Consider the following 26,281-nt stretch of genomic DNA (forward strand, 5'->3'; position numbering starts at 1 on the left):
AAGTTCTGTTTACGTTAGTTTTTTTAATGCTACTTTTACCACCTCTTAATTAAAATAAGAAAACTTTTATGAAAAGCTCAAAAGCCATTTTTTACATGATTTTTAGTGTCATTGCATTTTCATTAATGAATACAGTGGTTAAATATTTAAATGATTTTAGTGCTTATCAAATTGTTTTTTTTAGATCTATAGGAACTTTGTGTTTTACCATTCCATTAATCTTAAAAAATAAAATTCCATTCCTAGGAAACAATAAAAAATGGTTGTTACTTAGAGGAGTAGCGGGTGTAATTTCTTTAACCTGTTTTTTTCAATCATTAAATTATTTATCACTTGGGACTGCGGTTTCTTTAAGATATACTTCTCCTATTTTTGCTGCTATTTTTGCATTGATGTTTTTAAAAGAAAAAGTAAAACCGGTGCAGTGGTTTTTGTTTTTAATAGCCTTTGTTGGGGTGTTGATTATTAAAGGATTTGGAGTAGATGTAAACTCTATCGGAATTATTTTTGCGATTTTATCCGCTCTTTTTTTAGGGTTGATTTTTGTTTTGATTCGTAAAATTGGAGATTCAGAAAACTCACTGGTCATTATTAACTATTTTATGATAATGGCTTTTGTTTTTGGTGGAGTGATGTCAATTAATCACTGGACAAATCCTAACTTGTTAGAATGGTTGCTGCTGCTCAGTTTAGGAGTTTTTGGGTATGTAGGACAATTGTATTTAACCAAGGCATTTCAATCCTATGAAACCAATGTAATTGCTCCTTTAAAATATTTAGAAGTGGTGTTTATGATTATGATTGGAACCTTTTGGTATCAGGAAACTTATAATTTTTGGACTCTTTTAGGAGTCTTGTTAATTATGGTTAGTCTGATTTATAATGTTTATTTAAAAAGGAAAAAAAGTTAAAATCAAATCCAATGTTCTCGGTCTAAACTTCTGTATTGAATGGCTTCTGCAATATGTTGTGATTCAATATTTTCAGAATTGTCTAAATCTGCAATCGTTCTACTTACTTTTAAAATTCTATCATAAGCCCTGGCAGATAAGTTTAAAGATTCCATGGCTTTTTTAAGTAAGTCTTTAGTGTCTTGGTTTAGCTTGCAATATTTTTTAATGTGTTTTACATCCATTTGTGCGTTGTAATGAATGTTGTTTTCTTGCTGATATCTTTCTGTTTGGATGTTTCTAGCTTGTTGCACTCTTTCTTTGATGGATTTGCTGGGTTCAGCAGGAATTTCATTACTCAGTTTATCAAAAGGAACAGGATTTACTTCTATGTGCAAATCAATTCTATCCAACAAAGGACCCGATATTTTGTTTAGGTATTTTTTTACTTCTAAAGAAGAAGATTGAATTTTACTATCATCATTGATAAAATCTCCACTAGGTGACGGATTCATACTAGCAATTAACATAAAACTACTAGGGTAAGTAATAGTAAATTTGGCTCTAGAAATGGTGACTTCTCTATCTTCTAAAGGTTGTCTCATCACCTCTAAAACACTTCTTTTAAATTCGGGTAATTCGTCTAAAAACAAAACGCCGTTATGTGCTAAAGATATTTCTCCTGGTTGTGGATATTGTCCACCACCAACCAAAGCAACATCAGAAACGGTATGGTGTGGAGATCTAAAAGGGCGTTCTAAAATTAGACCTTCTTTGTTTTTGGTGTTTCCTGCTACAGAGTGAATTTTTGTAGTTTCAATAGCTTCGTGTAAAGACATAGAAGGTAAAATACTTGGCAATCTTTTGGCTAGCATGGTTTTTCCAGATCCAGGAGGGCCAATCAGTAAAATGTTATGACCGCCAGAAGCAGCAATTTCTAAAGCTCTTTTTACAGATTCTTGACCTTTAACGTCCATAAAATCAAAAGAGAATTGGTTTTCAATTTCGCTCAAATATTTCTGGGTATCAAAAATTAAAGGTTCAAAAGTTTTGTTGTTGTCTAAAAAATCGATGACATCACTTAAGTTTTCTAAACCATAGACTTCAAAATCATCAATCAGTGCAGCTTCTTTGGCGTTTTCTACTGGAAGTACCATTCCTTTAAATCCTTGATTTTTGGCTTCAATGGCAATGGGTAAAACGCCTTTTATAGGTTGTAAACTTCCGTCCAAAGAAAGTTCTCCCATAATAATAAAGTCTTTTAGTTTGGTATTGTCAATTTGTTTAGAAGCGGCTAAAATTCCAATGGCCAAAGAAATATCATAGGCAGTACCTTCTTTTCGCATATCTGCAGGAGCCATATTAATGGTGATTTTTTTTCCTGGAAAATGAAGGTTGTTGTTCTTTAAGGCAGCGTGAATTCTAAAGTTACTTTCTTTAACTGCATTGTCTGGTAATCCCACCAAATGATACCCTATTCCGCCATCAATATTAACTTCAATGGTAATAATAGTTGCATCAACCCCTAAGAAGGAAGCCGCGTAAACTCTTTCTAACATAGCAAATCAATTTCTTTTTTGCTAAAGTTAAATAAAATATAGATTTAAAAAAGTTTTATTGAAAACCTAGTTCTTGTGCTTTCTTAGATAACTCTACCAAATTCTTCACATCTAATTTTTTCATCAAGTTAAAACGATGTGTTTCTATGGTACGTTTGCTTTTTCCAAGTTTGTCTGCAATTTCTAAATTGGTAAATCCGTTTAAGATAAATTCTAAGATTTCAGACTCTTTTCTAGTTAGCTTAGAAGCTTCTGAGTGGTTGTTAAATGGAGTAGATTTGTGTGATGCAGCTCCACTAATTAGACTTTTTACTATAGCGTCTGTAGTGTCTCCACTAAAATATTTTCCACCATTATAAACGTTGGTAATGGCTTTTACAAACTCATCTTTATTAGTGTCTTTTAATAAGTAACCACTTGCACCTGCAGAAATGGCTTTTAAAATATACTCTTCAGAGTCATGCATGGAAAGTATAATAGATCTTGTTGTAGTTCCTATTTCGGTAAGTTTAGCCACAGCATCAATTCCGTTCATAATAGGCATACGAACATCGATAATTAAAATATCAGGATTTAATTTTATAGTCATATCAACTCCTTCTTGACCATTGGTACCTTCACCTACAACGGTAAAGTTAGGTTCACTTTCTAACAGAGATCTTAAACCGTTTCTTACGAGTAAGTGGTCGTCGACTAATAAAATGTTTATTTGACTCATTTTAACGATAATTATTGGAAATCAGATACTTAATTATATGATACGTAAAATTACAACGAAAATACGTAATTACACAAGAAAATCTACGTAATTTTTAAAAATACGTATTATTACCTAGTACACTGCGATAATTGTACCATTTTCACGAACTTTGTAAATAATTATATGATTAGCTTTATAGAATATAAAATTTAATACCATGAAATTTAACCAGGCCATTTCTTTAATAGACCAAGCAAATAAAAAAGATCCTAATACAGAAGAGTATAAAGGAGTAACATATGCTAAAGAATATATTTATGGAGTTCGTATGTCTGAGCGTTTAGATGTTTTTATGCCAGATGCACCAGAATCTTTAAAATTGGCTGCAAGATGTCAACATATTTGCAGGTGGGAAATTCCTAGAGATAGTTATCCTATGGATAGAGTTGGTTATTTAACTTGGCGAAACGATTTAAAAAAATTACATGCTAAAAAAGCAGCGGAGATTTTAACGTCGGTAGGATATGAAGATGAAGTAATTGATGAGGTTCAATTTATGTTATTAAAGAAACAATTAAAAAAGAATGAATTAACTCAAGCCTTAGAGGATGTAATCTGTTTGGTGTTCTTAGAATTTTATTTTGATGAGTTTGCAGAAAAACATAGTGAAGAAAAAATAATAGATATTGTACAAAAAACTTGGGCAAAAATGTCAGAAAAAGGCCATGAAGCAGCATTACAACTACCTTTTTCTGAGTCAGGATTGGCTTTGGTTCAAAAAGCATTAGCATAGTATGGGGTTGTTAGATACGTATTTATCAGATAGAGAACGATCACTTTTACAAAAAAGACGTTCAAAAATATCGGGAGCATTCTTTTTGCTTTTTACCGTGGTTATTGTGATGAGTTATATTGTCCAAAATCAACTATCAGAAGAGAATACAGTTCTAATGACTCAAGATGATATTAAGGACTTAAAAATTAGTTTAGGGTTAATATCTGTATTTGTTTTAGGGTATTTAGGGTGGATTTTATTTAAACTAATTAGGCCTACTTATATTACTTATTTAGATTTGATTACAGATTTGTTGGCTATTAAAAATAATGTGCAAACAAATGATAGACCTTTGTCTTCTAGAGAAAATACCTTGCTAAGGTTTAGAGAGTTAAATTTTGCGGTAAATAATGCCGTTTTATATGCTACCATTACCGATGAAAACAGAATTGCTTACATCAGTAAAAAATTTGAAGAATATTTAGGGCATAATGAAGATTTAACATTTAGAAAGTTTGAAGAAGTCCTTACTTATAAGCACAATCAACATCATAAAATTAGAAAAGTTTTAAGTTCTGCTACAGAGGAGTTGGTGAATAAAGAATTAAGATTAACCAATCATGCGGGTGATATTTTTTGGATTGAAATGTCCATCATTAACATGGATAATCTTAAAAATTCTCAGCGTAGACTAATTGTTTGTCATGACATTACCAAGCGAAAGCATGCTGGAATGGAGATGCAACGTGTAAATAGAAATAAATTTGTTGCAGAGGTTCAATCGCAAAAGGATTTATCTCAACAAATTATGACGGCTCAGGAAGATGAACGTAAACGTATTGCCAAAGATATTCACGATGGAATAGGGCAGATGTTAACCGCTCTGCGTTTTAATATTGATGCAATTGATTATTCCAATAAAGAAAAAGCAGAAGAGAGTTTAAATTCTTTAAAGGAGGTTTTTGGTCAACTAATTAAAGATGTTAGAGCTGTTACTTTTAGTTTGGCTCCACCAGAATTAACAGATCATGGAGTGGCTTCTGCCATTCGTAAAATGAGTAACATGGTAGGGAATTTTACGGGTCACAAAGTGTTGTATGAAAATATTTCTGAGTTTGATAAACGATTGGATAATAATGTTGAGGTAAATATTTATAGAGTTGTACAAGAGGCTGTAAATAATGCTTTAAAATATTCGGAATCTGAGTATATTTTAATCACTTTAAATCATACAGATTCTTACTTAAAAATTAAAGTAGAAGATGATGGAATTGGTTTTAATCCTAGAGTGAAAGATACTTATAAAGGAACGGGTAATGGACTAAGGTTTATGAAAGAAAGGGTAAATTATATTGGAGGTGAATTAAGAATTACTTCAGAGGAAAATCAGGGAACTACAGTGCATATTGTAGTGCCTATTGAGAAATAATCTATTTTTTGGAGCGTTTTTTGTACATTATAGATGTATTAACATAAAAAACGATACTTATGAAATTTAAATTTTTAGTTGTTACAATGCTGTTTTCTGTGATTGCTTTTTCACAAGAAAACAAATCTTTTTTTGGTATTAAAGCGGGTTACAACCTTTCCTCGTTAAGAAATGGAGATGCTGATAATAGAAATGGATTTCACTTAGGAATTTATGGAGAGCATCAAATTAGTGAACATGTTTCTTTTCAGCCCGAGTTGGTTTATTCTCAGTTAGGTTTTAAAGACAGTGCTTCCAAAACTGTTAAAATGGATTATATACAAGTGCCTTTAATGTTTAAAGGATATATTTTTAAGCCTTTGTATGTAGAGTTAGGCCCTCAAATAGGAGTAAATATTAATAAAAAAGAAGAAACTGATTTTGTATTTGGAACGGCTACAAAAACTACGGAACCTAATACTTTTGATTGGGGAATTAACGGAGGGGTAGGTTTTGCTATCAATCCAGGAATTACTGTAGGTGTTAGATATTATCACGGATTGAGTAGTGCTTACAAAGATGCAGATGAGTTTAATACTTTATATCAAGTTTTTGTAGGGATTAATTTATAATCTGTAAACTGCAAGTAATAAAAAAGGGTCAATTTAGAAATTTCTAAATTGACCCTTTTTTTAGTTTTATAATAAGAAGCTTAAGCTTCTTTATTTAACATTTTCCAAAGCTCATCTTTCAATTCCATAATACCAATGTTTGCCACAGAAGATATAAACATGGTTTTAATCCCTTCAGGAAGCTCTTGTTCCATTTCTGCTTTTAACTCATCATCTAGCATGTCGGATTTCGTAATGGCTAGTAATCTGTCTTTATGAAGCAATTCAGGATTGTGTAGTTCTAATTCGTTCAAAAGAATTTTATAATCCGTTCTAATGTCATCAGAATCTGCAGGAATCATGAATAACAAGGTAGAATTTCGTTCAATATGACGTAAGAAATAATGTCCTAATCCTTTTCCTTCGTTAGCTCCTTCAATAATTCCAGGAATATCAGCCATTACAAAACTCTGAAAGTTTCTGTACTCAACAATTCCAACATTTGGTTTTAAAGTTGTAAAAGCATAATCTGCAATTTTTGGTTTTGCAGCACTTACCACAGACAATAAAGTTGATTTTCCTGCATTAGGAAAACCTACCAAACCAACATCTGCTAATATTTTAAGTTCTATTTGAAACCATCCATCAACAGATGGCATTCCTGGTTGTGCGTATCTTGGAGTTTGATTGGTAGCACTTCTAAAATGCCAGTTTCCCAAACCACCTTTACCACCTTCACATAAGATTACTTCTTCTTTGTCTTCCGTAATTTCAAATAAAATTTCTTGTGTATCAGCATCGCGAACAATGGTTCCTAAAGGTACTTCTAAATATTTATCCTCACCATCGGCTCCGGTACTCCTACTTGAACCTCCAGCACCTCCGTGTCCGGCTCTACTATGTTTTAAAAAACGCAAGTGGTGCAAGGTCCACATTCCTTTATTTCCGCGTAAAATTATGTGACCACCACGTCCTCCATCACCTCCATCAGGACCACCTTTTTCAATAAACTTTTCTCTGTGTAAGTGCATTGATCCCTGTCCCCCTTTTCCAGAAGCAGCGTATATTTTAATATAATCTATAAAATTTCCGTCAGTCATAATTGTAGCAATTGGCTATTGGCCTTGGCCGCTAGCAAATAAGTAAGAAATAAAAAGCTATTAGCATTTACAAGTAAACGCTAATAGCCATATGCTATTGGCTAAAAGCCTTAGTTATTATAATGAATCTACTACTTTTGAAATTAAACTAGTAATTCCTTCAATAGAACCCACTCCGTTAATTCCGTAGTATTTGTTTTGTTTTTCGTAGTAATCTTTTACAGGAGCAGTTTCAGCATTGTATGTATCAATTCTTTTTTGAATTACTACAGGATCTGCATCATCAGCACGACCACTCGTTTTTGCTCTTTCGGTTAAACGAGTTTTTAATTCTTCTTCGTTTACTTCTAAAGCAATCATCCCATTAATTCCAGCATCTTTTTTGGCTAAGAAAGTATCTAAAGCTTCTGCTTGAGATTCTGTTCTAGGAAAACCATCAAAAATAAATCCGTTTGCTTGTGGATTTTTTTCAACTTCAGCTTCTAACATGTTGATGGTTACTTCATCAGGAACTAATTGTCCTTTTTCGATATATGATTTTGCTAATACTCCTAATTCAGTATCATTTTTCATATTAAAACGGAAAACATCTCCTGTAGAAATGTGAACCAAATTGTATTTATCTTTTAAAACTTCTGCTTGAGTTCCTTTTCCTGCTCCCGGAGGGCCAAATAAAACAATGTTTTTCATCTAGATTTGTTTAAATTCCTGTATATCAGAAAATAATAATAGTTTAATAAAGAAAGCAAATGTACGGATATCCGTTGAATTCTTGAAAAAAGAATAACGAAAGTTGTATTAGTCCTTTAAAACATAAACTTCAGATAGATTTCTTCCCAATCCATCGTAATCCATTCCATATCCTAGAATAAATTTATTGGGAATTTCCATACCTATATAATTTATTTTGATATCCTTATTATACACACTTGGTTTTAGAAAAAGCGTTGCGATTTTAATTGTTTTTGCGGAGGTTTTCTCAAGCAATGCTACTATTTTTTCTAAAGTATTTCCAGTGTCGATAATATCTTCAACCACAATCACAGTTCTGTTGGTTAGATTTTCATGAATACCAATCAATTCATTCACCTGTCCTGTAGATTGAGTTTTCTCATAAGAAGCAAGTTTGATAAAACTAATTTCACAAGGGTTTTGGTAAGCTTTTAACAAATCGCTACAAAACATAAAAGAGCCGTTTAACACGCCTAAAAATAAAGGAGTTTCATTTTTATAATCAACAGCAATATTTTTGGCTAATTTTTTTACAGCTTTGCTTATTTCCTTTTTTGAAATATAAGGTTCAAATATTCTATCATGTATTTGTAACATCGTGAATGGGTATTGATAAAAAAAACCGTTCTAAAAATAGAACGGTTTTAAATATTATAAAAATAAGTGTCTTATTCTTTTTTAGAAGCTTTTTTGCTTACCGCATCATACATAATTGGTGAAGCAATAAATAGAGAAGAATAAGTACCAACTAGAACTCCAATAATTAAAGCAAACATAAATCCTTTTATGCTATCTCCTCCAAATAAGAAGATGGCGATTAATACAACCAATGTAGTAATAGAAGTGTTAATGGTACGTCCTAAAGTAGAACTTAGTCCTTTGTTTACTACTTCTGAGAAAGCCCATTTAGTGTGCTCTGTAGTGAATTCTCTAATTTTATCAAAAATAACCACAGTATCGTTTAATGAGTATCCAACTACTGTTAAAATAGCTGCAATAAATGCTTGGTCAATTTCCATATCAAATGGCATTAATTTGTAAGTAATAGAGAATACTGATAATACAACCAATACATCATGGAATACTGCAATTACAGCTCCTAACGAATATTCCCATTTCTTGAATCTTAATAAGATGTATAAGAACACTCCTAATAAAGATCCAATAATTGCCCATCCTGCAGCTTCTTTAATATCATCTGCAATAGTTGGTTCTACTTTAGCATAAGATAAAATACCAATTTTTTGTCCAATAAATCCACCTTTAAAATCTTGCATGGTAGTTCCTTCTGGCAAATAAGATTTTAATCCGTTGAATAAAGCAGTTTCTACTTTTACATCAGTAGCAGCTCCTTCTTCTTCAATTAAATATTTGGTAGTAATTTTTAATTGATTGTCATTACCATAAGTTTTTACCTCTGGAGCAGATTGAAATACTTCTTTTAAAGAAGCGGCAACTTCGTTAGATTTTACAGTTTGGTCAAAACGAACAGTGTAAGTTCTACCTCCTACAAAATCAACTCCGTAGTTTAATCCGTTTGTAAATAAAGAACCAAGACCAATAAGTATTACAGCACCAGAAAGTATATAAGCTTTTTTACGTTTTTGTAAAAACTCAATTTCAATTCCTGTAAACCAGTTTTTAGTTGTAGGAGTGCTAAAAGCTAAAGTTTTTCCTTTACCAGTAGCAGCATCTAATAACAATCTAGTAATAAAGATAGCGGTAAATAATGAAGTTAAAATACCAACGATTAATGTGAAAGCAAAACCTTGAATAGGACCTGTTCCAAATACATATAAGATACCACCTGTTAAAAGGGTTGTAATGTTGGCATCAATAATAGCAGATAAAGCTCCTTTAATACTAAATCCTCCATCAATAGACGCAGTAATTCCTTTACCAGACCTTAGATTTTCTTTGATACTTTCAAAGATAATTACGTTCGCATCTACAGACATACCAATGGTTAAAATAATCCCGGCAATACCAGGCAATGTTAACACGGCTCCAAAAGAGGTTAAAATTCCGAAGATGAATAAAATGTTTACTAACAAAGCAACATCAGCAAACCAACCTGCTTTTCCATAATATAAAATCATCCAACCCAAAACCAATATAATGGCAATTGCAAATGAGATTAAAGATGCGTTAATAGCTTCTTGTCCTAATGATGGACCTACAACTTCAGATTGAATAATATGAGCAGCAGCAGGTAATTTACCAGCTTTTAAAACATTTGCTAAATCCGTAGCTTCTTCAATAGTAAAGTTTCCAGAAATAGAAGTTCTACCTCCTGTAATAGCATCATTAACTCTTGGTGCAGTATATACATAGTTGTCTAAAACTACGGCTACAAATTTACCTTTGTTTTCTGCAGTCATTTTAGCCCATAACTTGGTTCCATTTCCATTCATAGACATGCTCACTTCTGGATGAGCACCTAATTGGTCAAATTGTTGACTTGCATCAGAAATAACATCTCCTTCTATTGGAGCTTCGTCATTTCTGTTAGATTTAATAGCGTATAAAGGTAAAATATCGTTTGTTGCTTTAGCATCCCATAAGAATTTAGCATACTTATATTCACCAGTTAATAAAGCTCTAACTTGTTTGTTATTTAAGTACTCGTTTACTTTAGCAGTATCTTTTACAGCAGCATATCCTATAACAGATGAAGCTTGACCAGTTGGTTGTAAAAAGCTAAATAAACTTGTATTGTTGTTTGAGATTGAATCGTTTTCAGTTTCTGCTTCTCCTAATAAAGCATCAATTGAATCTTCAGCAGCTTCTTCTTTTTTTACTTCTGTTTTCTCTTTTGGAGATTCAGCAGCAATAATTTCAGATACTTTTTGATTAGCAGCTACTAAAAATTGAACCAATTCTTGACCAGTATATACTTCCCAAAATTGTAATTCTGCAGTAGATTGTAATAATTTTTTAACACGCTCTACATCTTTAGCACCAGGTAATTCAATTAAAATTCTTCCAGAGTTTCCAATTCTTTGGATGTTAGGTTGTGTTACTCCAAATTTATCGATACGAGAACGTAATACTTGGAAAGCAGTAGAAATAGAAGCATCAATTTCACTAGCTAAAATTGCTTTAGCTTCAGCATCACTAGTATTAAAAGTAATTTTTTCTCTTAAGTTTTTTGTCCCAAAGATTGATGGGTCGCTTAATTTAGTATCACCAGCAATTTTTTCAAATTCTTGATAAAACAATTCAAAGTAACTATCTGATGAATTCTTTTGAGCAACAGTTGCTGCTTCTAAAGCTTGATTAAAAATTGGGTTTTTAGAATCGTTAGACAATCCAATTAAAATGTCTTTAACAGAAACTTGTAAAGTTGCATTAATTCCTCCTTTTAAATCAAGACCTAAGTTAATTTCTTTGTCCTTAATGTCATTGTAAGTAAAATCTCCAAAACCTAATACACCTGGTATATTAGCTACAGAATCAAGATATTTCTTTTCTAATTTAGCAATTTCTCTCCCGTCGTTTTCCTGTGCGTTTGCTGTTGCGTAAGTAAGTGCTTCTTTTTCTACTTTATTTGCGAAAAAAGTAAAAGATAAAGAGTACAAACTCACTAATCCAAAAAGGATGGCAAATAGTCTGATAAGTCCTTTGTTTTGCATTTTTTTATATGTGTTTTCTCTACGTATTTTTTATGTAAGTGTGCAAATATAATATTTCAACTTAATAAAGTCGAATTTTAAGATATTAATTCTTAGCAGATTCGTAAATCTTAATGATTTAGGAACGTGAATTTAATTTTTTAGACTCTTTAATCACTTTGGTACAATAGTAGATAAATCATTTTTAATGCAAAATGAATTGAATTGTATTGGTAGGTTATGGATATTAAAATCTATAAATAAGTCGCTTAACTTTAATAGTTTATGAATTTAAAATTATATTTTTTTTGTAATAGAATATTTGTTTCAACAATCAACTTTGTGTAATTTCGCCACGAAATGAAGAAATTATTTGTTAAATTTTTACTGCTAAGTGTTGTCCTGTTAAGTGGATACAGTCAGTTATATGCTCATATAACTGGTTCTACTAATGCTGTAAATACTCAAAATAATTTTGTTCAAGCAGAAAATAACAATGCATATGTTTATGGAAAACATGGAACATACGTTGCTAAATCTAGTCTGGTTCATTTCGAAAAATTTAATTGTGAGATTGAAATCACAGATAGTGAAGATGATGAAGTTACGTCATTAAAAAAGAATTTTACGGCAAGTCCTTTTTTTGCACAAAAAAATTCTATTCCTACAAGTGATTTTATCATTCATCACATTCAACAGGCTTCATTCTTTAGGAAGCTATCTCACTTAATATCTTGTAAAAGATACATTTTACTTAGAGTAATCCGAATCTGATTCCCAAACATTAACTAGGTTTTGTTTTTACATTGCCTAGAATTCTTACGTCTTGTCCTTTGGTAAACTTAAAAATCCAACAGGGCTATGTGTGTTGTTGTACACACTTTTTAAAATAAAATATCAACAAATTATATTATTCAATTCAAAACAAATTAATCATGAAGAGAGTTCTTATGCTCGCAAGTTTGTGTGTCCTGTTGTGTCATACAAGTTGCAAAAAAGAAAAAGAAAAGGAAGAAGTAGAAACTAAGTTTCCTGTAACCAATCCTATTAAAAAGGACACGGCAATTGTTCAAAATTATGTTTGTCAAGTTCATTCTATACAACATATTGAGCTAAGAGCCCAAGAAAGAGGTTACCTAGAGAAGATTTTTGTAGATGAAGGTCAGTTTGTAAAAAAGGGAGAACCTTTGTTTCAAATTATGCCAAAATTGTACGAAGCAGAATATCAAAGTGCAAAGGCAGAAGTAAAGTTTGCAGATATCGAATATCAAAATACAAAGCAACTTGCCGATCAAAACGTTGTAGCTCCAAATGAGTTGGCAATGGCAGAAGCTAAATTGGCAAAGGCAAACGCCGAATTGGCTTTGGCTCAAGTGCATTTAGATTTTACTTTAATTAGAGCCCCTTTTGATGGAATTATTGACCGTTTTCATGTACGACTAGGAAGTCTAGTTGATGAAGGAGAATTGTTAACCAGCCTTTCTGATAATAGTAAAATGTGGGTGTATTACAATGTTCCTGAAGCAGAATATTTAGAAATCAAAACGCAAATCAACAAAAAAGACCCTATCAAAGTAAATCTTTTAATGCCAAATAATAAAGTGTTTAATCATTCAGGAGTTGTAGAAACCATTGAGGCAGATTTTAACAATGAAACGGGTAATATTTCTTTTAGAGCTACTTTTCCTAATCCAGAAGGATTGTTAAGACATGGTGAAACAGGAAATATTTTATCTACCATTAAATTAGATAATGCCTTATTAATCCCTCAAAAAGCAACTTTTGAAGTGTTAGACAAAAAGTATGTGTATGTGGTAGATAAAAACAATGTAATTAAATCAAGAGAAATTATTATTGGAGAAGAAATGCCTCATTTATATGCAGTTGTAGGAGGGTTGTCTGAAAATGATAAAATTCTTATTGAAGGACTACGATTGGTAAGAGAAAACGATAAAATACATTCCGAATACGTAAAACCAGATTATGTAATCTCGCATTTAAATTTATATGCAGAGTAATTTAAATTAAGAAGATATGTTTAACAAATTTATACATAGACCGGTTTTTGCTATTGTAATCTCGATTATTATCGTTTTTATAGGGACTTTGTCCATTAAGCAATTACCGATTTCACAATTTCCAAAAATTGCTCCTACTACAGTCAATATTTTTATTGCCTATCCTGGAGCAAGTGCCGATGTATTGGTAAAGTCAACACTTGTTACTCTAGAAAACTCTATTAACGGGGTTCAGGGAATGAGATATATGGCAACCGATGCAACCAGTGCGGGGGAAGCTACCTTAAGAATTATTTTTGAACCAGGTACCGATCCTAATCAAGCTGTAATTAGAGTAAAAACACGTGTGGATCAAGTAATGCCACTGTTGCCAGAACTGGTTCAACGAGAAGGGGTTGTAATTACTCCTATCCAGCCAAGTATGTTAATGTATGTTAACTTATATGCTAAGGATAAAAACATGGACGAGAAGTTTTTGTACAATTACGCCAATGTAAAAATGATTCCTGAAATCAACAGGATTAAAGGAGTTGCAAGATCACAAATTTTAGGGAGCCGTAGGTATGCGATGCGTATTTGGTTAAAACCAGACAGAATGAGAGCTTACAACATTTCTATTGATGAGGTGATGGAAGCTTTACAAGAACAAAGTATTGTAGGTCGTCCTGGTAGAATTGGTCGAAGCTCGGGTATTGAAGCACAATCTTTAGAATATGTACTTACTTATAAAGGTAGATATAATGAACCTGAACAGTATGGAAATGTGATTCTACGTGCAAATGCAGAAGGAGAAAGTATCCATTTAAAAGATGTGGCGAATGTTGAGTTAGGAAGTGAATTTTTTGATATTTATTCAAACTTAGATGGTCATCCATCAGCAGCCATTGTATTAAAGCAAAATTATGGAAGTAACGCAAGTGATGTTATTGAATCTGTAAAAGAAAAATTAGAGGAGATGAAAGCTACTTTCCCTCCAGGATTAGATTACAAAATTAGTTATGATGTTTCTAAATTCTTAGATGCTTCTATAGAGCAAGTAGTGCATACGCTTAGAGATGCCTTTATATTGGTGGCATTGGTAGTCTTTGTTTTCTTGGGAGATTGGCGTTCTACTTTAATTCCAATTTTAGCAGTACCAGTATCTCTGGTTGGAGCATTTTTTATTATCCAAGCCTTTGGACTGTCTATCAACTTAGTCACCTTATTTGCATTGGTATTGGCTATTGGTATTGTGGTAGATGATGCCATTGTGGTCGTAGAAGCTGTACACGCTAAGTTTGAAGAAGATCCACATATTACACCTTATAAAGCAGTAAAAAAAGTATTAGGAGAAATTAGTGGAGCCATCATCGCAATTACGGCAGTAATGGTGTCGGTGTTTTTACCAATTTCATTTATGTCAGGTCCAGTAGGTACTTTCTATAGACAGTTCTCTATCACCATGGCAAGTTCAATTGTAATTTCTGCATTAATCGCCTTGACTTTAACACCCGTACTGTGTGCTATGTTGTTAAAAAATCACCACGGACATGAAAAGAAATCAAATGTATTAACTAGATCTTTAGATAAATTTAATGCAGGTTTTGATAAGTTAACAGGTCGATATGTTGCGGTTTTAAAAAGAATTGTAAGTAGACGTTGGTTAACTTTTGGAATTTTAGCAGCCTTTTGTGCTAGTATTTTCTTTGCAAATAAAATATTACCATCAGGATTTATTCCAAGTGAAGATCAAGGGACTATTTATGCCATCATCCAAACACCTCCAGGAGCTACCTTAGAAAGAACAAATGAAGTCGCTAGAAATCTTCAAAAAATATGTGAAGAAGTTGATGGAGTAGAATCTGTATCATCATTAGCAGGTTATGAAATCATGACAGAAGGTCGTGGTTCTAATGCAGGTACTTGTTTAATTAACTTAAAATCTTGGTCAGAACGTAAAGGAACCGTGAAAGATGTGATGGAAGAGCTAGAAGAAAAATCAAAAGGACTTGGAGCGGTGATCGAATTTTTTGAACCGCCAGCAATTCCAGGATTTGGTTCTTCAGGAGGTTTTTCTATGCGTTTGTTAGATAAAACAACCACTACAGATTACCAAGAGTTTGATAAGATCAATAAAAAATTCATGGATGATTTAAGTAAGCGTAAAGAATTAACAGGTTTGTTTACTTTTTTTGCCGCAAATTATCCTCAGTATGAATTAGAGATTAACAATGAGCTTGCCATGCAAAAAGGAGTTTCTATTGGTAAAGCCATGGAAAACTTAAATATTTTAATTGGTAGTACTTATGAACAAGGATTTGTAAAATTTGGACGTTTCTTTAAGGTATATGTTCAATCAGATCCTAAATACAGAAGACTTCCGTCTGATATTTTAAGTCTCTATGTAAAGAATGATCATGGAGAAATGGTTCCTTATTCTGCTTTTATGAAGTTGAAAAAAACACAAGGACCTAATGAGGTTACTCGTTACAACATGTATAATTCAGCTGCCATTCGTGGATTGCCTGCTAAAGGATATAGTACTGCTGATGCTATTGAAGCAATTAAAGAAGTAGCAGCCGTAAGTTTACCAAAAGATTATGACATTGCTTGGGAAGGTCTTTCTTATGATGAATCTAATAGAGGTAACGAATCTCTTTATATTTTCTTAATCGTATTGGTGTTCGTGTATTTTGTGTTAGCAGCGCAATATGAAAGTTTTATCATTCCATTGTCGGTAATTTTATCGTTACCAGTAGGGATTTTAGGATCGTTTGTCCTCTTAAAAGTGATGGGGCTTGAAAATGATATTTACGCTCAAATTGGACTCATCATGCTGGTTGGTTTGTTAGGTAAAAACGCAGTATTAATTGTAGAATTCGCGGTATTAAAACGTCATCAAGGAGCCACTATTTTGGAAGCGGCTATTGAAGGAGCAAAAGTACGTTTTAGACCTATTTTAATGACATCATTTGCTTTTATAGCAGGATTAATTCCTTTGATTCTTGCTTCAGGAGCGGGAGCTATTGGAAATCGTACTATTGGTGCATCTGCGCTTGGAGGAATGTTATTTGGAACTGTTTTCGGAGTAGTAATTGTTCCGGGGCTGTACTTTATTTTTGGAAGCTTAGCCGATGGTAGAAAATTAATTAAAGATGAGGATGATACATCTTTGTCAGAAGATTTTGTGCATCAAATAGATGATTTTAACGAAAAAGAAAAAAATCATGATAAATAAGATAAATAAATATGCAGGGATAGTCTTGTTGCTATTGAGTTTTACCGCTTGTAAGACCCCTGCTTTGGTTCAAAAAACTGAAGACACAACATTACCAGAAACTTTTAAAGGAGTAATGGATACTGTAAATGTGGCGAAAGTTCAGTGGAAAGATTATTTCAAAGATCCTTATTTGGTAAAGTTGATAGATACAGCTTTGGTTAATAATCAGGAGTTGAATATTACACTTCAGGAAATTGAAATCGCAAGAAATGAAATACAAGCAAAAAAAGGGGAGTATTTGCCTTTTGTAGGCTTACAAGCAGGAGCTGGTGCAGAAAAGGTTGGTAGATATACCAGTCAAGGAGCAAATGATGCAACAACTCCATTTAAAGGTGGAAAAGAGAATCCTGAGTTTTTACCTGATTTTATGGTAGGTGCTTATGCTACTTGGGAAATTGATATTTGGAACAAATTGCACAACGCTAAAAAGGCAGCAGTAAGTAGATATTTAGCAACTGTTGAAGGGAAGAATTTTATGGTAACAAACTTGATTGCTGAAATTGCCAATTCATATTATGAGTTATTAGCATTAGACAATCAATTGGCAATTGTAAAGAGAAATATTACCCTACAAAGTAATGCTCTAGAGATTGTAAAGTTGCAAAAACAATCTGCTAAAGTAACAGAATTGGCCGTAAAGAGATTCGAGGCACAAGTTTATAGTACAAAAAGTATTCAGTTTCAAATTCAGCAACAAGTTATAGAAGCAGAAAATAAAATTCGTTTTTTAATAGGAGGATATGCTGGTACAATTGAAAGAGATAATGAAGGTTTTGTTGAGTTAACTCCTGATGTTGTTCATGCGGGAATACCATCAGAGTTATTGAACAACAGACCAGATGTGAAGCAGGCTGAGTTAGAATTGGCGGCGACTAAGTTAGATATAAGAGTTGCAAAAGCTAGATTTTATCCTTCTTTAGGGCTCTCTGCAGGAATAGGATATCAGGCTTTTAATGCCAAATACTTGTTAAGTACTCCAGAATCTTTATTGTATTCTATAGGTGGAGATTTAACTGCTCCGTTAATCAACAGAAAAGCGATTAGGGCAGAATATTACAATGCCAATGCAAAGCAGATTCAGGCTGTTTATAATTATGAACGTACTATTTTAAATGCTTATGTAGAGGTAGTGAATAAACTTTCTAAAATTTCTAATCTAGAAAGTAGTTTTGATCTTAAACAAAAAGAGGTTGAAGCTTTAACTGAGTCAATCAATATTTCAAATAATCTATTTAGATCTGCAAGAGCAGATTATATGGAAGTGCTGTTAACGCAACGTGATGCGTTAGAGTCTAAGTTTGAATTGATTGAAACTAAAAAGAACCAAATGAATGCTTTTGTAAATATTTACAAAGCTTTAGGAGGTGGATGGAAATAAGAAGAATTGAGTAGTTTTTTTGTTTTTAAGTGAAAATACCGTATTACGATGATGTGATACGGTATTTTCTATTTATGTTGAATACTTTAAGTGGTTAAGAAATGAGTTGTTTCACTTCATCAAAATCCAATCCTCCATAATTTCCTGAACTCATCAATAAGGTTGCAGAGTTTTCAAAATTTTGCTCAAATAAAAACTTTTTAAAATCATCTGGATTTGTATAAATAATTAAATCCTCTCTTTTAAAAGCCTCTTTTATTTGTTGTGCCGAAACTTGATCTAGTTGTTTGATGGCAACCGCATCAGGAGAATAAAATACCACTGCTTTATCAGCATGGTCTAATGCTCCTTCGTATTCTTTTAAAAATTCAGCGTTTAAACTACTATAAGTATGTAGTTCCAAACAAGCTAAAACGGTTCTGTTTTTATATTGATTTTTTACCGCTGTGGTAGTCGCTTGTACTTTACTAGGGGAGTGTGCAAAATCTTTAAAAATTACAGCAGATTTTTTTTCAGCAATTTTTTCTAAACGTTTGCTAGCTCCTTTAAAGCTTTCAATGGCTTCGTAAAATTCTTCTTCACCAACACCCATGTGTTGACAAATCCACTTGGCACCCGCTAAGTTTTGTAAGTTGTGTTTTCCAAAAATTTCTAAAGGTAAATCACCTTCTGGAGTGTCCAAAAGCGTGGTTCCATCTTCAATTTTATATTTAGGTGTAAAATACGGGTATTTCTTAATTTGATTTTCTGAGTTTTCAACAACATTTTTTACATGTTCGTCTTCATTATTATAGACCATAATTCCTCCCGGAGTAAGAGAATCTGTGAAAATTGAAAACTGTTCTATATAATTTTCAAAAGTTGGAAAAACATTAATGTGATCCCATGCAATTCCGCTTAACAAAGCAATATTGGGTTTGTACAAATGAAATTTTGGTCTTCTGTCAATAGGACTAGATAGATATTCATCACCTTCTAATACGATAAACTCATTTTCTTTAGTTAAATGTACCATGGTATCAAAACCTTCTAATTGTGCCCCTACCATGTAATCAACGTTGATATTGTGATAGTTTAATACATGTAGAATCATAGAGGTGATGGTTGTTTTTCCATGAGAACCTCCAATTACGACTCTGGTTTTTTGTTTTGATTGTTCATACAAAAACTCAGGATAAGAATATATTTTTAAACCTAACTCTTGCGCTTTCAATAGTTCTGCGTTGTCAGGTTTTGCATGCATCCCTAATATGACTGCATCTAAATTTTTTGTTATTTTTTCTGGATACCAACCAAAAGTTAAGGGTAATAAACCTTTATCTGCTAATCTAGATTTTGAAGGTTCAAAAATAGCATCATCACTTCCTGTGACCTGATATCCTTTGTTATGTAATGCAATGGCTAAGTTGTGCATGGCACTACCTCCAATAGCAATAAAATGTATATTCATCTATCTTGTTGTTTCTAAATTCTTTATGTAATTAAAAAGTAAATTTACTAAAAGACAATAACTCATGGCCTTGTTTTTGTACATTTAATGCGAATAACAAATAATATTAAATAGAAATTTATGAAAAAATTAGTGGTTACATTTGGACTGTTGTTAGTAGGTCTTGCTTCTCAAGCTCAAGATTTATCTAAGCATGCTATTGGTTTGCGTTTAGGTGATAATGATGGTTTGGGGTATGAAATTTCTTACCAAAGAGCATTATCTGATTCAAATAGATTACAGTTTGATTTAGGATTAAGAAGTAAAAATGATGTAGATGCTTACAAGTTAACTGGAATTTATCAATGGGTATGGGACTTAAGTGCCTTGGCTCCTGGTTTTAACTGGTTTGCAGGTGCAGGTGCAGGTGTTGGTTCTGTTGATTACCCAGGTGGTAGTGAAACATTTGTAAATGCTGATGGTAACGTTGGTATAGAGTACAACTTTAAGTTTCCATTGCAGTTGTCTTTAGACACTAGACCAGAAATCGGAATTATCAATGGTGATAGTGATTTAGGTTTAGAAATTGCTTTAGGAGTACGTTACAAATTCTAATTAAAACAAAATAAAAGGAAAGCCTCTGTATTTAACAGAGGCTTTTTTGTTTGGATTTTTTCATCAAAAAAATAATTGTGAAGGACTTTTAAGAATAGTTATCTTTGAACTTCAGAAATACATTAAAAATGAACTTAAACGTAATCCCAAAAATTAAACACGCAAGTAGTGATAATTTCTTTTTATTGGCAGGGCCTTGTGCTATTGAAGGAGAAGAAATGGCATTAAGAATTGCTGAACAAGTAGTGAAAATTACAGATAAATTAAATATTCCTTATGTGTTTAAGGGGAGTTTTAAAAAAGCAAATCGCTCTAGAATAGATAGCTTCACAGGTATAGGTGATGAAAAAGCCTTAAAAATATTACGTAAAGTTTCTGAAACTTTTGATGTGCCTACCGTAACAGATATTCACGAAATTTCTGATGCTTCCATGGCTGCAGAATATGTAGATGTATTACAAATTCCTGCTTTTTTAGTTCGTCAAACAGATTTAGTAGTTGCTGCTGCTGAAACAGGAAAAGTGGTGAATTTAAAGAAAGGACAATTTATGAGTCCAGGAGCCATGCAACACGCAGTGCAAAAAGTAAAAGATGCAGGTTCTGATAAAGCTTGGATTACCGACAGAGGGACTATGTTTGGCTATCAAGACATGATTGTAGACTTTAGAGGAATTCCTGAAATGAAAAAGTTTGCACCAACAGTATTGGATGTTACACATTCTTTGCAACAGCCAAATCAAACAAGTGGGGTTACAGGAGGTAGACCAGATATGATTGGTACAATTGCTAGAGCTGGTATTGCTGCGGGAGTTGACGGTTTGTTTATAGAAACTCATTTTGATCCTGCTAACGCAAAATCAGATGGAGCAAATATGTTAAACATTGCTTACTTAGAAAAGTTGTTAACAGATTTAACAGCGATTAGAAAAGTGATTAACACCTTATAGTCAGAAATGAGATTTAAGTAGTGAGAAAAGAAAGTATTTAGTTTTCTTATCTCACTACTCTTTTCTTTTTAGTTTACGAATAATATCTTCCAACCCATTCAATTTTAGCTCGTAAACTTCTGACATCATCTTCCCTAAAGTACCGGCAGGAAATCCTTTGGTTTTGTACCATACAATATAATGTTCTGGTAAATTAATCAAATCATAGCCTTTGTACTTTCCAAAAGGCATTTTAGCATTGGCTAGTTTGATTAAGTATTCTTTATCTGACATATTGTGCATTATTTGTATATTGGTATATGTTTTGAGCGTATAAATATATACATTTGCAAACTTCTTTGACAATATGGGGACGACTGGTTTTGACAGCGAGGTCAATTAACTAGTAAGCATGCCGAGAGATAGAACTCATTCTCGTAAATCGAGGTTCTAAAACAATAAACGGTGAAGAATCTTTCGCCATGGCTGCCTAATTTCTGAATTAATAGTAAGATAAGGCCTAGGCTCACAAGGTGAGCAAGCTATGCATCTCATGCCAGCGCTGATAGACCGCGTGCAATTTAGAGATGTCGTAAAAGTCTAGATAGGAAAAGTATTACTTAGCTGCTTTTCCGAAGCTCAATAAGTTAAGCTTAGAGTAAGTTGTTTTTGACTAGCTTTTTGCCGACAATTTGATAAAAACTAAGCATGTAGAAAGCTACGCGATTGCTCGTTTGGACCCGAGTTCGATTCTCGGCGTCTCCACAAATAAAAAAGCCCTTACTAAAAACAGTAAGGGCTTTTTTATTTGATAAAATTAGTGTTAAATCTTTTTATTTTTATTTGTTATAAATAAAAATAACTTTTAGTTTTGCCGTAAAATAATCAAACATGAAAAAAATATTTTACGCATTTACTTTATTAATATTTGTACAAATAAATGTTACTGCTCAAGTTTCCATTAAAGGAAAAGTATCAGATAATTATGGAGAACCACTTTTTGGAGCTAGTGTCTTAATTTCTAAAACTAATGGAACTACAACAGATTTTGAGGGAGATTATAAATTAACAGAAATTACCCCTGGAAATTATGTTTTGAAAGTGACTTATATAGGATATAAATCTCAAGAAATAAAAATAAAAATAGCTCATAATAATTTAGTGTTAAACTTCAATTTAACTCCTTCTAGCGAACAATTACAAGAGGTTGAAATTACAGGAAGGAAAGAAAAATCTTACAAGAACAATGTTACTTTTGCTGCAACTAAAACTGCAACTGCCATAAAGGACATACCACAAGCGGTTAGTTATGTTACAAAAGAAGTTTTTGCAGATCAACAAGCATATAGAGTAAATGACATTGTGAAGAATATAAGTGGAGTAAATATGTATTCTTATTACGATGATTTTACTTTTAGAGGTTTCCGTTCAGGAGATACTTATATAAATGGTTTAAGAGTGGTTGGTTTGTTTGGGCCAGAACCTTTATTAGCTAATATAGAACGTGTAGAAGTCATAAAAGGTCCAGCATCAGCAATGTTTGGAAATTCTATTCCAGGTGGAGTCATGAATCGTGTTACAAAAAAACCTTTAAGTCATGAAAACAAAGCTATTAATTTTACTTTAGGTAGTTTTAACACATTACGTACAACGGCTGATTTTACAGGGCCTCTTAACGAAAAAGAAACCTTACTTTATCGTATGAACTTGGCTTATGAAAACTCAGATTCTTTTAGAAATTTACAAGAATTTAAATCTTATGTAATTGCTCCTTCAATTTCATTTTTACCAACTAGTAAAACAAGAATTAATTTTGATTTAGTAATTACAAATTTTGATGGGAAATTAGATCGAGGTCAACCTATTTTTGGGGCAACTTCAGGAAGTGATATTTATGCAACCCCTATTTCTTTTGCGATAGGACAAACAAATGATTATCACAAGAGTGATGTAGTTTACTCTACCATTTCTTTAAATCATCAATTTTCAGATAAATTATCTTTCAATACTTCATATATGAAATATCTTTTTGATGAAGATTTACAAGAACACCGTACTTCAAATCAGTTTGCGATAGATGGAACTGGAGCTTCAATTCCAACTTTAATGGGAATGATGGTTATTAAAAGACAAGGACAAACCATTGCTGATAATTTATCTTCTTATTTTGTATATAAAGAAAAAACAGGAGGCTTAGCTCATAAAATTGTAGCTGGATTTGACTATAACCAACAACAAAGCCCCATTGGTAACGCCCAATCTATGGCTAGAGGGTATAGATTACAAGGAGGTGGAGCTTCAACAAGTGCTTCGGATTTTGCTAATTTTCAATTAGATAACAATGGAAACCCTACTCCCAATGTTCCTCATTTTAATTTACAAAACCCAACCTATAGTGTAGCACAACTTAGTGATTATATTTTTAATGTTTCCCCTACAGCACCTACAAAGTATTTTACATATGGTGCTTATTTGCAAGATCAAATCAAATGGAAGCAATTTCAATTGTTACTGGGAGGTAGACAAGAATATTACAATGATGTTGTAAACTATGATCAGACAAATGAAGAAATAACTACTCAGCATAAATTCTTACCAAGGATAGGATTGGTATATAGTGCAACTCAAAATATTAATTTATACGGAACTTATACAGAAAGTTTCCAACCTCAAGGCGTAGCTTCTTTAAACAATCCTCAAGCAGGTGGTCCTTTTGATCCTGTGAATGCTTTTATGTATGAAACTGGAGCAAAAGGTGAATTTTTTAATAAAAAATTATCTGCAAACTTAGCCTTATATTTCATTGAGAATAATAATATTTTAGTGAATGCAAATGATGCTAACAATCCTGACTTGTTAATCCAAAGAGGGCAAGAACAATCCAAAGGAATTGAATTAGATGTTAATGGTAAAATTTTACCAAACTTAAGTATTACTGCAAACTATGCTTATAATGAAGCTATTATTACGGAAAGCGATAATCCTGCTGAAGTTGGAGCTAGAAAAGAGAATGCACCTTTACATCAAGGAGGTGTTTTTGGAAAATATACTTTTATTAATGGTGAGTTAAAAGGAATAGGAATTACTTTAGGTAGTAATTTTGTTGGAGAAAGAGTTACCAGAGTTTCTACTTTGCAATTGCCATCATACATGGTTGTTGATGCAGGAGTTTCTTATAAAGTAGATAAATTTAATATTAGGTTTTTAGTAAATAATATTGGAAATAAAACACATTGGGTCGGCGGATACAGTTATACTAGATTATACCCTGGTAAGCCAAGAAATTATTTGTTAAGTGTAGGATATACATTCTAAAAAATGAAATTTAATAAAAAGACCTTTTTTAAGATTCATAGTTGGATTGGTATTAAACTTAGTATTTTGTTTTTTATCGTATGTTTTTCAGGAACCTTAGCCACCCTTAGTCATGAAATGGATTGGTTGTTTAATTCTGAAATAAGAGCGAAACCTCAAGCTGAGTTTGCTTCTCGTAATGTAATCATACAAAATTTTCAGAAAGAATATCCCAATGCTAGCATTCAATATTGGATGCGTTCAAACGAACCTTATTTATGTGATATAATTTATAAAATAGAAAACGAGCAATTAAGTTACGTGTTTGCAAATCCATATACAGGAGTAATTCAAGGAGAAGCTAGTATTACAATTCAACGGTTTTTTAGAGATTTACATTATTTTTTATTTATTCCCTTTCAAATAGGTAATTTTATTGTACTAGCTTTTGGTTTTTTACTACTCATTTCACTTATTACAGCCTTATATTTTTATAAAAAATGGTGGAAAAAATTATTTGAATTACAAGTTGGAAAAGGTTCTTTGGTCTTTTTTAGAAGTTTGCATCGTTTGGTTGGAGTATGGTCTATTCCATTTACACTATTGTTTTCAATTACAGGAATATGGTATTTTGTAGAAAGAGCAAATATTGCAGGTGTCAAAAATAAGGTAAACCCTATTCCTCCCAAATTGGAGGTCTCTACCATGGAGATAAAAAAAGAAAACATGACCTTTAGTATTGATTATGATAAGGCTATAGCACTTGCAAAACAAGAAATACCAGGTTTAGTTCCAGGTAATTTATATATTCCTCAGAAACCTGGTAATATTCTTGGTGTAATAGGAAAAAGTGATGAGCCCTTAGTTCGTCAAAGAGCTAATAGAGTATATATAAATCCTTATAATAATAAAGTGATAGGCAGTCAAAAAGCAAGTGAAATTAGTACTGTTATGTGGGTCAATGATATTGTAGATCCCTTACACTTTGGATATTGGGGCGGTTTGGTTACTAAAATGATATGGTTTGTTTTTGGTTTAGGAATTTCATCACTAGTCCTTTCTGGCATTTGGATAACACTTAAGAGAAAAGCAATTAAAAGAAAAAAATCTCAGCAATCTACGATGGGAATTTGGAAATACATAAACTGGTTTGTTTATGGAGGTATGCTTGCTTTTATGTATTCGTCTCTAATACAAAAATATCATACCTCTTTTAGTGTATTGTGTATGATTAGTTTTGGATGGTTAGTTGTAGGAGGAATTTTATATTACATCTTTGTTTATCGGATTGACAAACTTATTTCTAATAAAAAACCTTCAATCCAATAGGTTGAAGGTTTTTACTTAGATTTTATGTTATTGAGATTAAGCTACAAATAACTTAACTTTTACAGCTACCAAACCTTTAGGGCCTTTTTCTGTTTCAAAAGAAACTTTGTTTCCTTCTTTAATAGTCCCTTCAATATTGTTAACGTGTACAAAGAAACTTTCTCCAGTTTCTTTTTGGTCAATAAAACCATATCCTTTGTCAGTGTTAAAATGATTTACAATTCCTATTTTAACGGGATCTTCTTGTTCTAAATCTTCTTTTTTTGGAGTACTAACATGAATATCACTTAATGATACTTCTTCTCTAACATGAGAAGGATCTGGTTTTTCTGTTGTCAATTGTCCATCAGCACCCATATACATGAATTCGGCAGTTTTTTCTCCAGATTCTTTTAACTGCTCTTTGCGGATCGCTTTCTCTTTACGTTTTTTTGCCTTTTTCTTTTCACGTTCCTTTTTTTCAAAACTATCTGCCATCTGCGGTTTTTTAATTTAAATTATTCGATTTTTGCTAAGATATTAAATAGTGAACGAATAAGGCGTTTAACTCCCATCTATTTGTCAATTAAGACGATAAATAGGTCTTATTTAGATTTTAAATCGATTAATCACTAACATTAACCGATTTAAAACCCAATTGGTAA

General features: G+C 32.4%; 21 protein-coding genes and 1 other RNA gene. 13 read left to right on the forward strand and 9 right to left on the reverse strand.

Annotation, left to right across the window (positions count from 1 at the left end; genetic code table 11):
- Positions 1-68 precede the first annotated feature (68 nt).
- Complete coding sequence (locus QVZ41_RS04605; RefSeq protein ID WP_302883370.1) at positions 69-911, forward strand: DMT family transporter; 843 nt, start codon at positions 69-71, stop codon at positions 909-911.
- Positions 912-913: 2 nt separating this feature from the next.
- Here the strand turns inward: QVZ41_RS04605 and QVZ41_RS04610 are convergent, their stop codons facing one another.
- Both QVZ41_RS04610 and QVZ41_RS04615 read right to left on the reverse strand, forming a co-directional pair.
- Positions 914-2,449, reverse strand: a complete 1,536-nt coding sequence (locus tag QVZ41_RS04610) for a YifB family Mg chelatase-like AAA ATPase (RefSeq protein ID WP_302883371.1) — start codon at positions 2,447-2,449, stop codon at positions 914-916.
- 55 nt (positions 2,450-2,504) lie between these two features.
- Positions 2,505-3,167, reverse strand: a complete 663-nt coding sequence (locus QVZ41_RS04615) for a response regulator transcription factor (RefSeq protein ID WP_302883372.1) — start codon at positions 3,165-3,167, stop codon at positions 2,505-2,507.
- A gap of 199 nt (positions 3,168-3,366) precedes the next feature.
- Here QVZ41_RS04615 and QVZ41_RS04620 point away from each other — a divergent pair, with 199 nt between their 5' ends.
- The 3 genes from QVZ41_RS04620 to QVZ41_RS04630 are packed head-to-tail and all read left to right on the forward strand — an operon-like array spanning position 3,367 to position 5,964.
- A complete protein-coding gene (locus tag QVZ41_RS04620; protein ID WP_302883373.1) occupies positions 3,367-3,942 on the forward strand; it encodes a DUF4202 domain-containing protein in 576 nt (191 codons plus the stop codon).
- 1 nt (position 3,943) lies between these two features.
- Positions 3,944-5,353, forward strand: coding sequence for a PAS domain-containing sensor histidine kinase (locus QVZ41_RS04625; protein ID WP_302883374.1), 1,410 nt, complete (start codon positions 3,944-3,946; stop codon positions 5,351-5,353).
- A gap of 59 nt (positions 5,354-5,412) precedes the next feature.
- On the forward strand, positions 5,413-5,964 hold the full coding sequence (locus tag QVZ41_RS04630; RefSeq protein ID WP_302883375.1) for a porin family protein: 552 nt from the start codon (positions 5,413-5,415) through the stop codon (positions 5,962-5,964).
- 80 nt (positions 5,965-6,044) lie between these two features.
- Here QVZ41_RS04630 and obgE read toward each other — a convergent pair whose 3' ends face one another.
- From obgE to secDF, 4 genes are all read right to left on the reverse strand, one after another.
- Positions 6,045-7,043 (reverse strand): GTPase ObgE, encoded by a 999-nt coding sequence (gene obgE / locus QVZ41_RS04635; RefSeq protein WP_302883376.1) that lies wholly within the window; start codon positions 7,041-7,043, stop codon positions 6,045-6,047.
- A gap of 117 nt (positions 7,044-7,160) precedes the next feature.
- On the reverse strand, positions 7,161-7,733 hold the full coding sequence (locus tag QVZ41_RS04640) for an adenylate kinase (protein WP_302883377.1): 573 nt from the start codon (positions 7,731-7,733) through the stop codon (positions 7,161-7,163).
- A 108-nt stretch (positions 7,734-7,841) separates the two neighbouring features.
- Entirely contained in the window at positions 7,842-8,372 is a 531-nt protein-coding gene (hpt, locus tag QVZ41_RS04645; protein ID WP_302883378.1) for a hypoxanthine phosphoribosyltransferase, read from the reverse strand.
- 71 nt (positions 8,373-8,443) lie between these two features.
- Positions 8,444-11,410, reverse strand: coding sequence for a protein translocase subunit SecDF (secDF, locus tag QVZ41_RS04650; protein WP_302883379.1), 2,967 nt, complete (start codon positions 11,408-11,410; stop codon positions 8,444-8,446).
- Between the two features lie 339 nt (positions 11,411-11,749).
- Here secDF and QVZ41_RS04655 point away from each other — a divergent pair, with 339 nt between their 5' ends.
- The 4 genes from QVZ41_RS04655 to QVZ41_RS04670 all read left to right on the forward strand — a co-directional run bounded on the left by QVZ41_RS04655 (position 11,750) and on the right by QVZ41_RS04670 (position 18,044).
- On the forward strand, positions 11,750-12,163 hold the full coding sequence (locus tag QVZ41_RS04655) for a hypothetical protein (protein ID WP_302883380.1): 414 nt from the start codon (positions 11,750-11,752) through the stop codon (positions 12,161-12,163).
- A 161-nt stretch (positions 12,164-12,324) separates the two neighbouring features.
- Positions 12,325-13,407: an efflux RND transporter periplasmic adaptor subunit gene (locus tag QVZ41_RS04660; RefSeq protein ID WP_302883381.1), complete on the forward strand. Its 1,083-nt coding sequence runs from the start codon at positions 12,325-12,327 to the stop codon at positions 13,405-13,407.
- A 16-nt stretch (positions 13,408-13,423) separates the two neighbouring features.
- Positions 13,424-16,624, forward strand: coding sequence for an efflux RND transporter permease subunit (locus QVZ41_RS04665; protein WP_302883382.1), 3,201 nt, complete (start codon positions 13,424-13,426; stop codon positions 16,622-16,624).
- Positions 16,614-18,044: a TolC family protein gene (locus QVZ41_RS04670; RefSeq protein WP_302883383.1), complete on the forward strand. Its 1,431-nt coding sequence runs from the start codon at positions 16,614-16,616 to the stop codon at positions 18,042-18,044. The genes QVZ41_RS04665 and QVZ41_RS04670 overlap by 11 nt, the downstream gene beginning before the upstream one ends.
- 94 nt (positions 18,045-18,138) lie before the next feature.
- Here the strand turns inward: QVZ41_RS04670 and QVZ41_RS04675 are convergent, their stop codons facing one another.
- Positions 18,139-19,494 (reverse strand): UDP-N-acetylmuramate--L-alanine ligase, encoded by a 1,356-nt coding sequence (locus tag QVZ41_RS04675; protein WP_302883384.1) that lies wholly within the window; start codon positions 19,492-19,494, stop codon positions 18,139-18,141.
- 120 nt (positions 19,495-19,614) lie between these two features.
- Here QVZ41_RS04675 and QVZ41_RS04680 point away from each other — a divergent pair, with 120 nt between their 5' ends.
- Both QVZ41_RS04680 and kdsA read left to right on the forward strand, forming a co-directional pair.
- The gene (locus tag QVZ41_RS04680) at positions 19,615-20,088 is read left to right on the forward strand and encodes a hypothetical protein (protein WP_302883385.1); all 474 of its coding nucleotides are present in this window, start codon (positions 19,615-19,617) and stop codon (positions 20,086-20,088) included.
- 128 nt (positions 20,089-20,216) lie between these two features.
- Complete coding sequence (gene kdsA, locus QVZ41_RS04685; protein WP_302883386.1) at positions 20,217-21,035, forward strand: 3-deoxy-8-phosphooctulonate synthase; 819 nt, start codon at positions 20,217-20,219, stop codon at positions 21,033-21,035.
- A 54-nt stretch (positions 21,036-21,089) separates the two neighbouring features.
- On the opposite strand, the gene QVZ41_RS04690 is transcribed toward kdsA, so the two are convergent.
- The gene (locus tag QVZ41_RS04690; protein ID WP_302883478.1) at positions 21,090-21,317 is read right to left on the reverse strand and encodes a DUF3820 family protein; all 228 of its coding nucleotides are present in this window, start codon (positions 21,315-21,317) and stop codon (positions 21,090-21,092) included.
- A gap of 66 nt (positions 21,318-21,383) precedes the next feature.
- On the opposite strand from QVZ41_RS04690, the gene ssrA reads away from it, so the two are divergent.
- From ssrA to QVZ41_RS04705, 3 genes are all read left to right on the forward strand, one after another.
- Positions 21,384-21,782: a transfer-messenger RNA gene (ssrA, locus tag QVZ41_RS04695) on the forward strand.
- 123 nt (positions 21,783-21,905) lie between these two features.
- The gene (locus QVZ41_RS04700) at positions 21,906-24,329 is read left to right on the forward strand and encodes a TonB-dependent receptor (RefSeq protein ID WP_302883387.1); all 2,424 of its coding nucleotides are present in this window, start codon (positions 21,906-21,908) and stop codon (positions 24,327-24,329) included.
- Positions 24,330-24,332: 3 nt separating this feature from the next.
- Positions 24,333-25,637: a PepSY-associated TM helix domain-containing protein gene (locus QVZ41_RS04705; RefSeq protein WP_302883388.1), complete on the forward strand. Its 1,305-nt coding sequence runs from the start codon at positions 24,333-24,335 to the stop codon at positions 25,635-25,637.
- Between the two features lie 36 nt (positions 25,638-25,673).
- Here QVZ41_RS04705 and QVZ41_RS04710 read toward each other — a convergent pair whose 3' ends face one another.
- Positions 25,674-26,114, reverse strand: a complete 441-nt coding sequence (locus tag QVZ41_RS04710; RefSeq protein WP_302883389.1) for a cold-shock protein — start codon at positions 26,112-26,114, stop codon at positions 25,674-25,676.
- Positions 26,115-26,281 lie beyond the last annotated feature (167 nt).

Source organism: Wenyingzhuangia gilva, assembly GCF_030519655.1.
GTDB lineage: Bacteria > Bacteroidota > Bacteroidia > Flavobacteriales > Flavobacteriaceae > Wenyingzhuangia > Wenyingzhuangia gilva.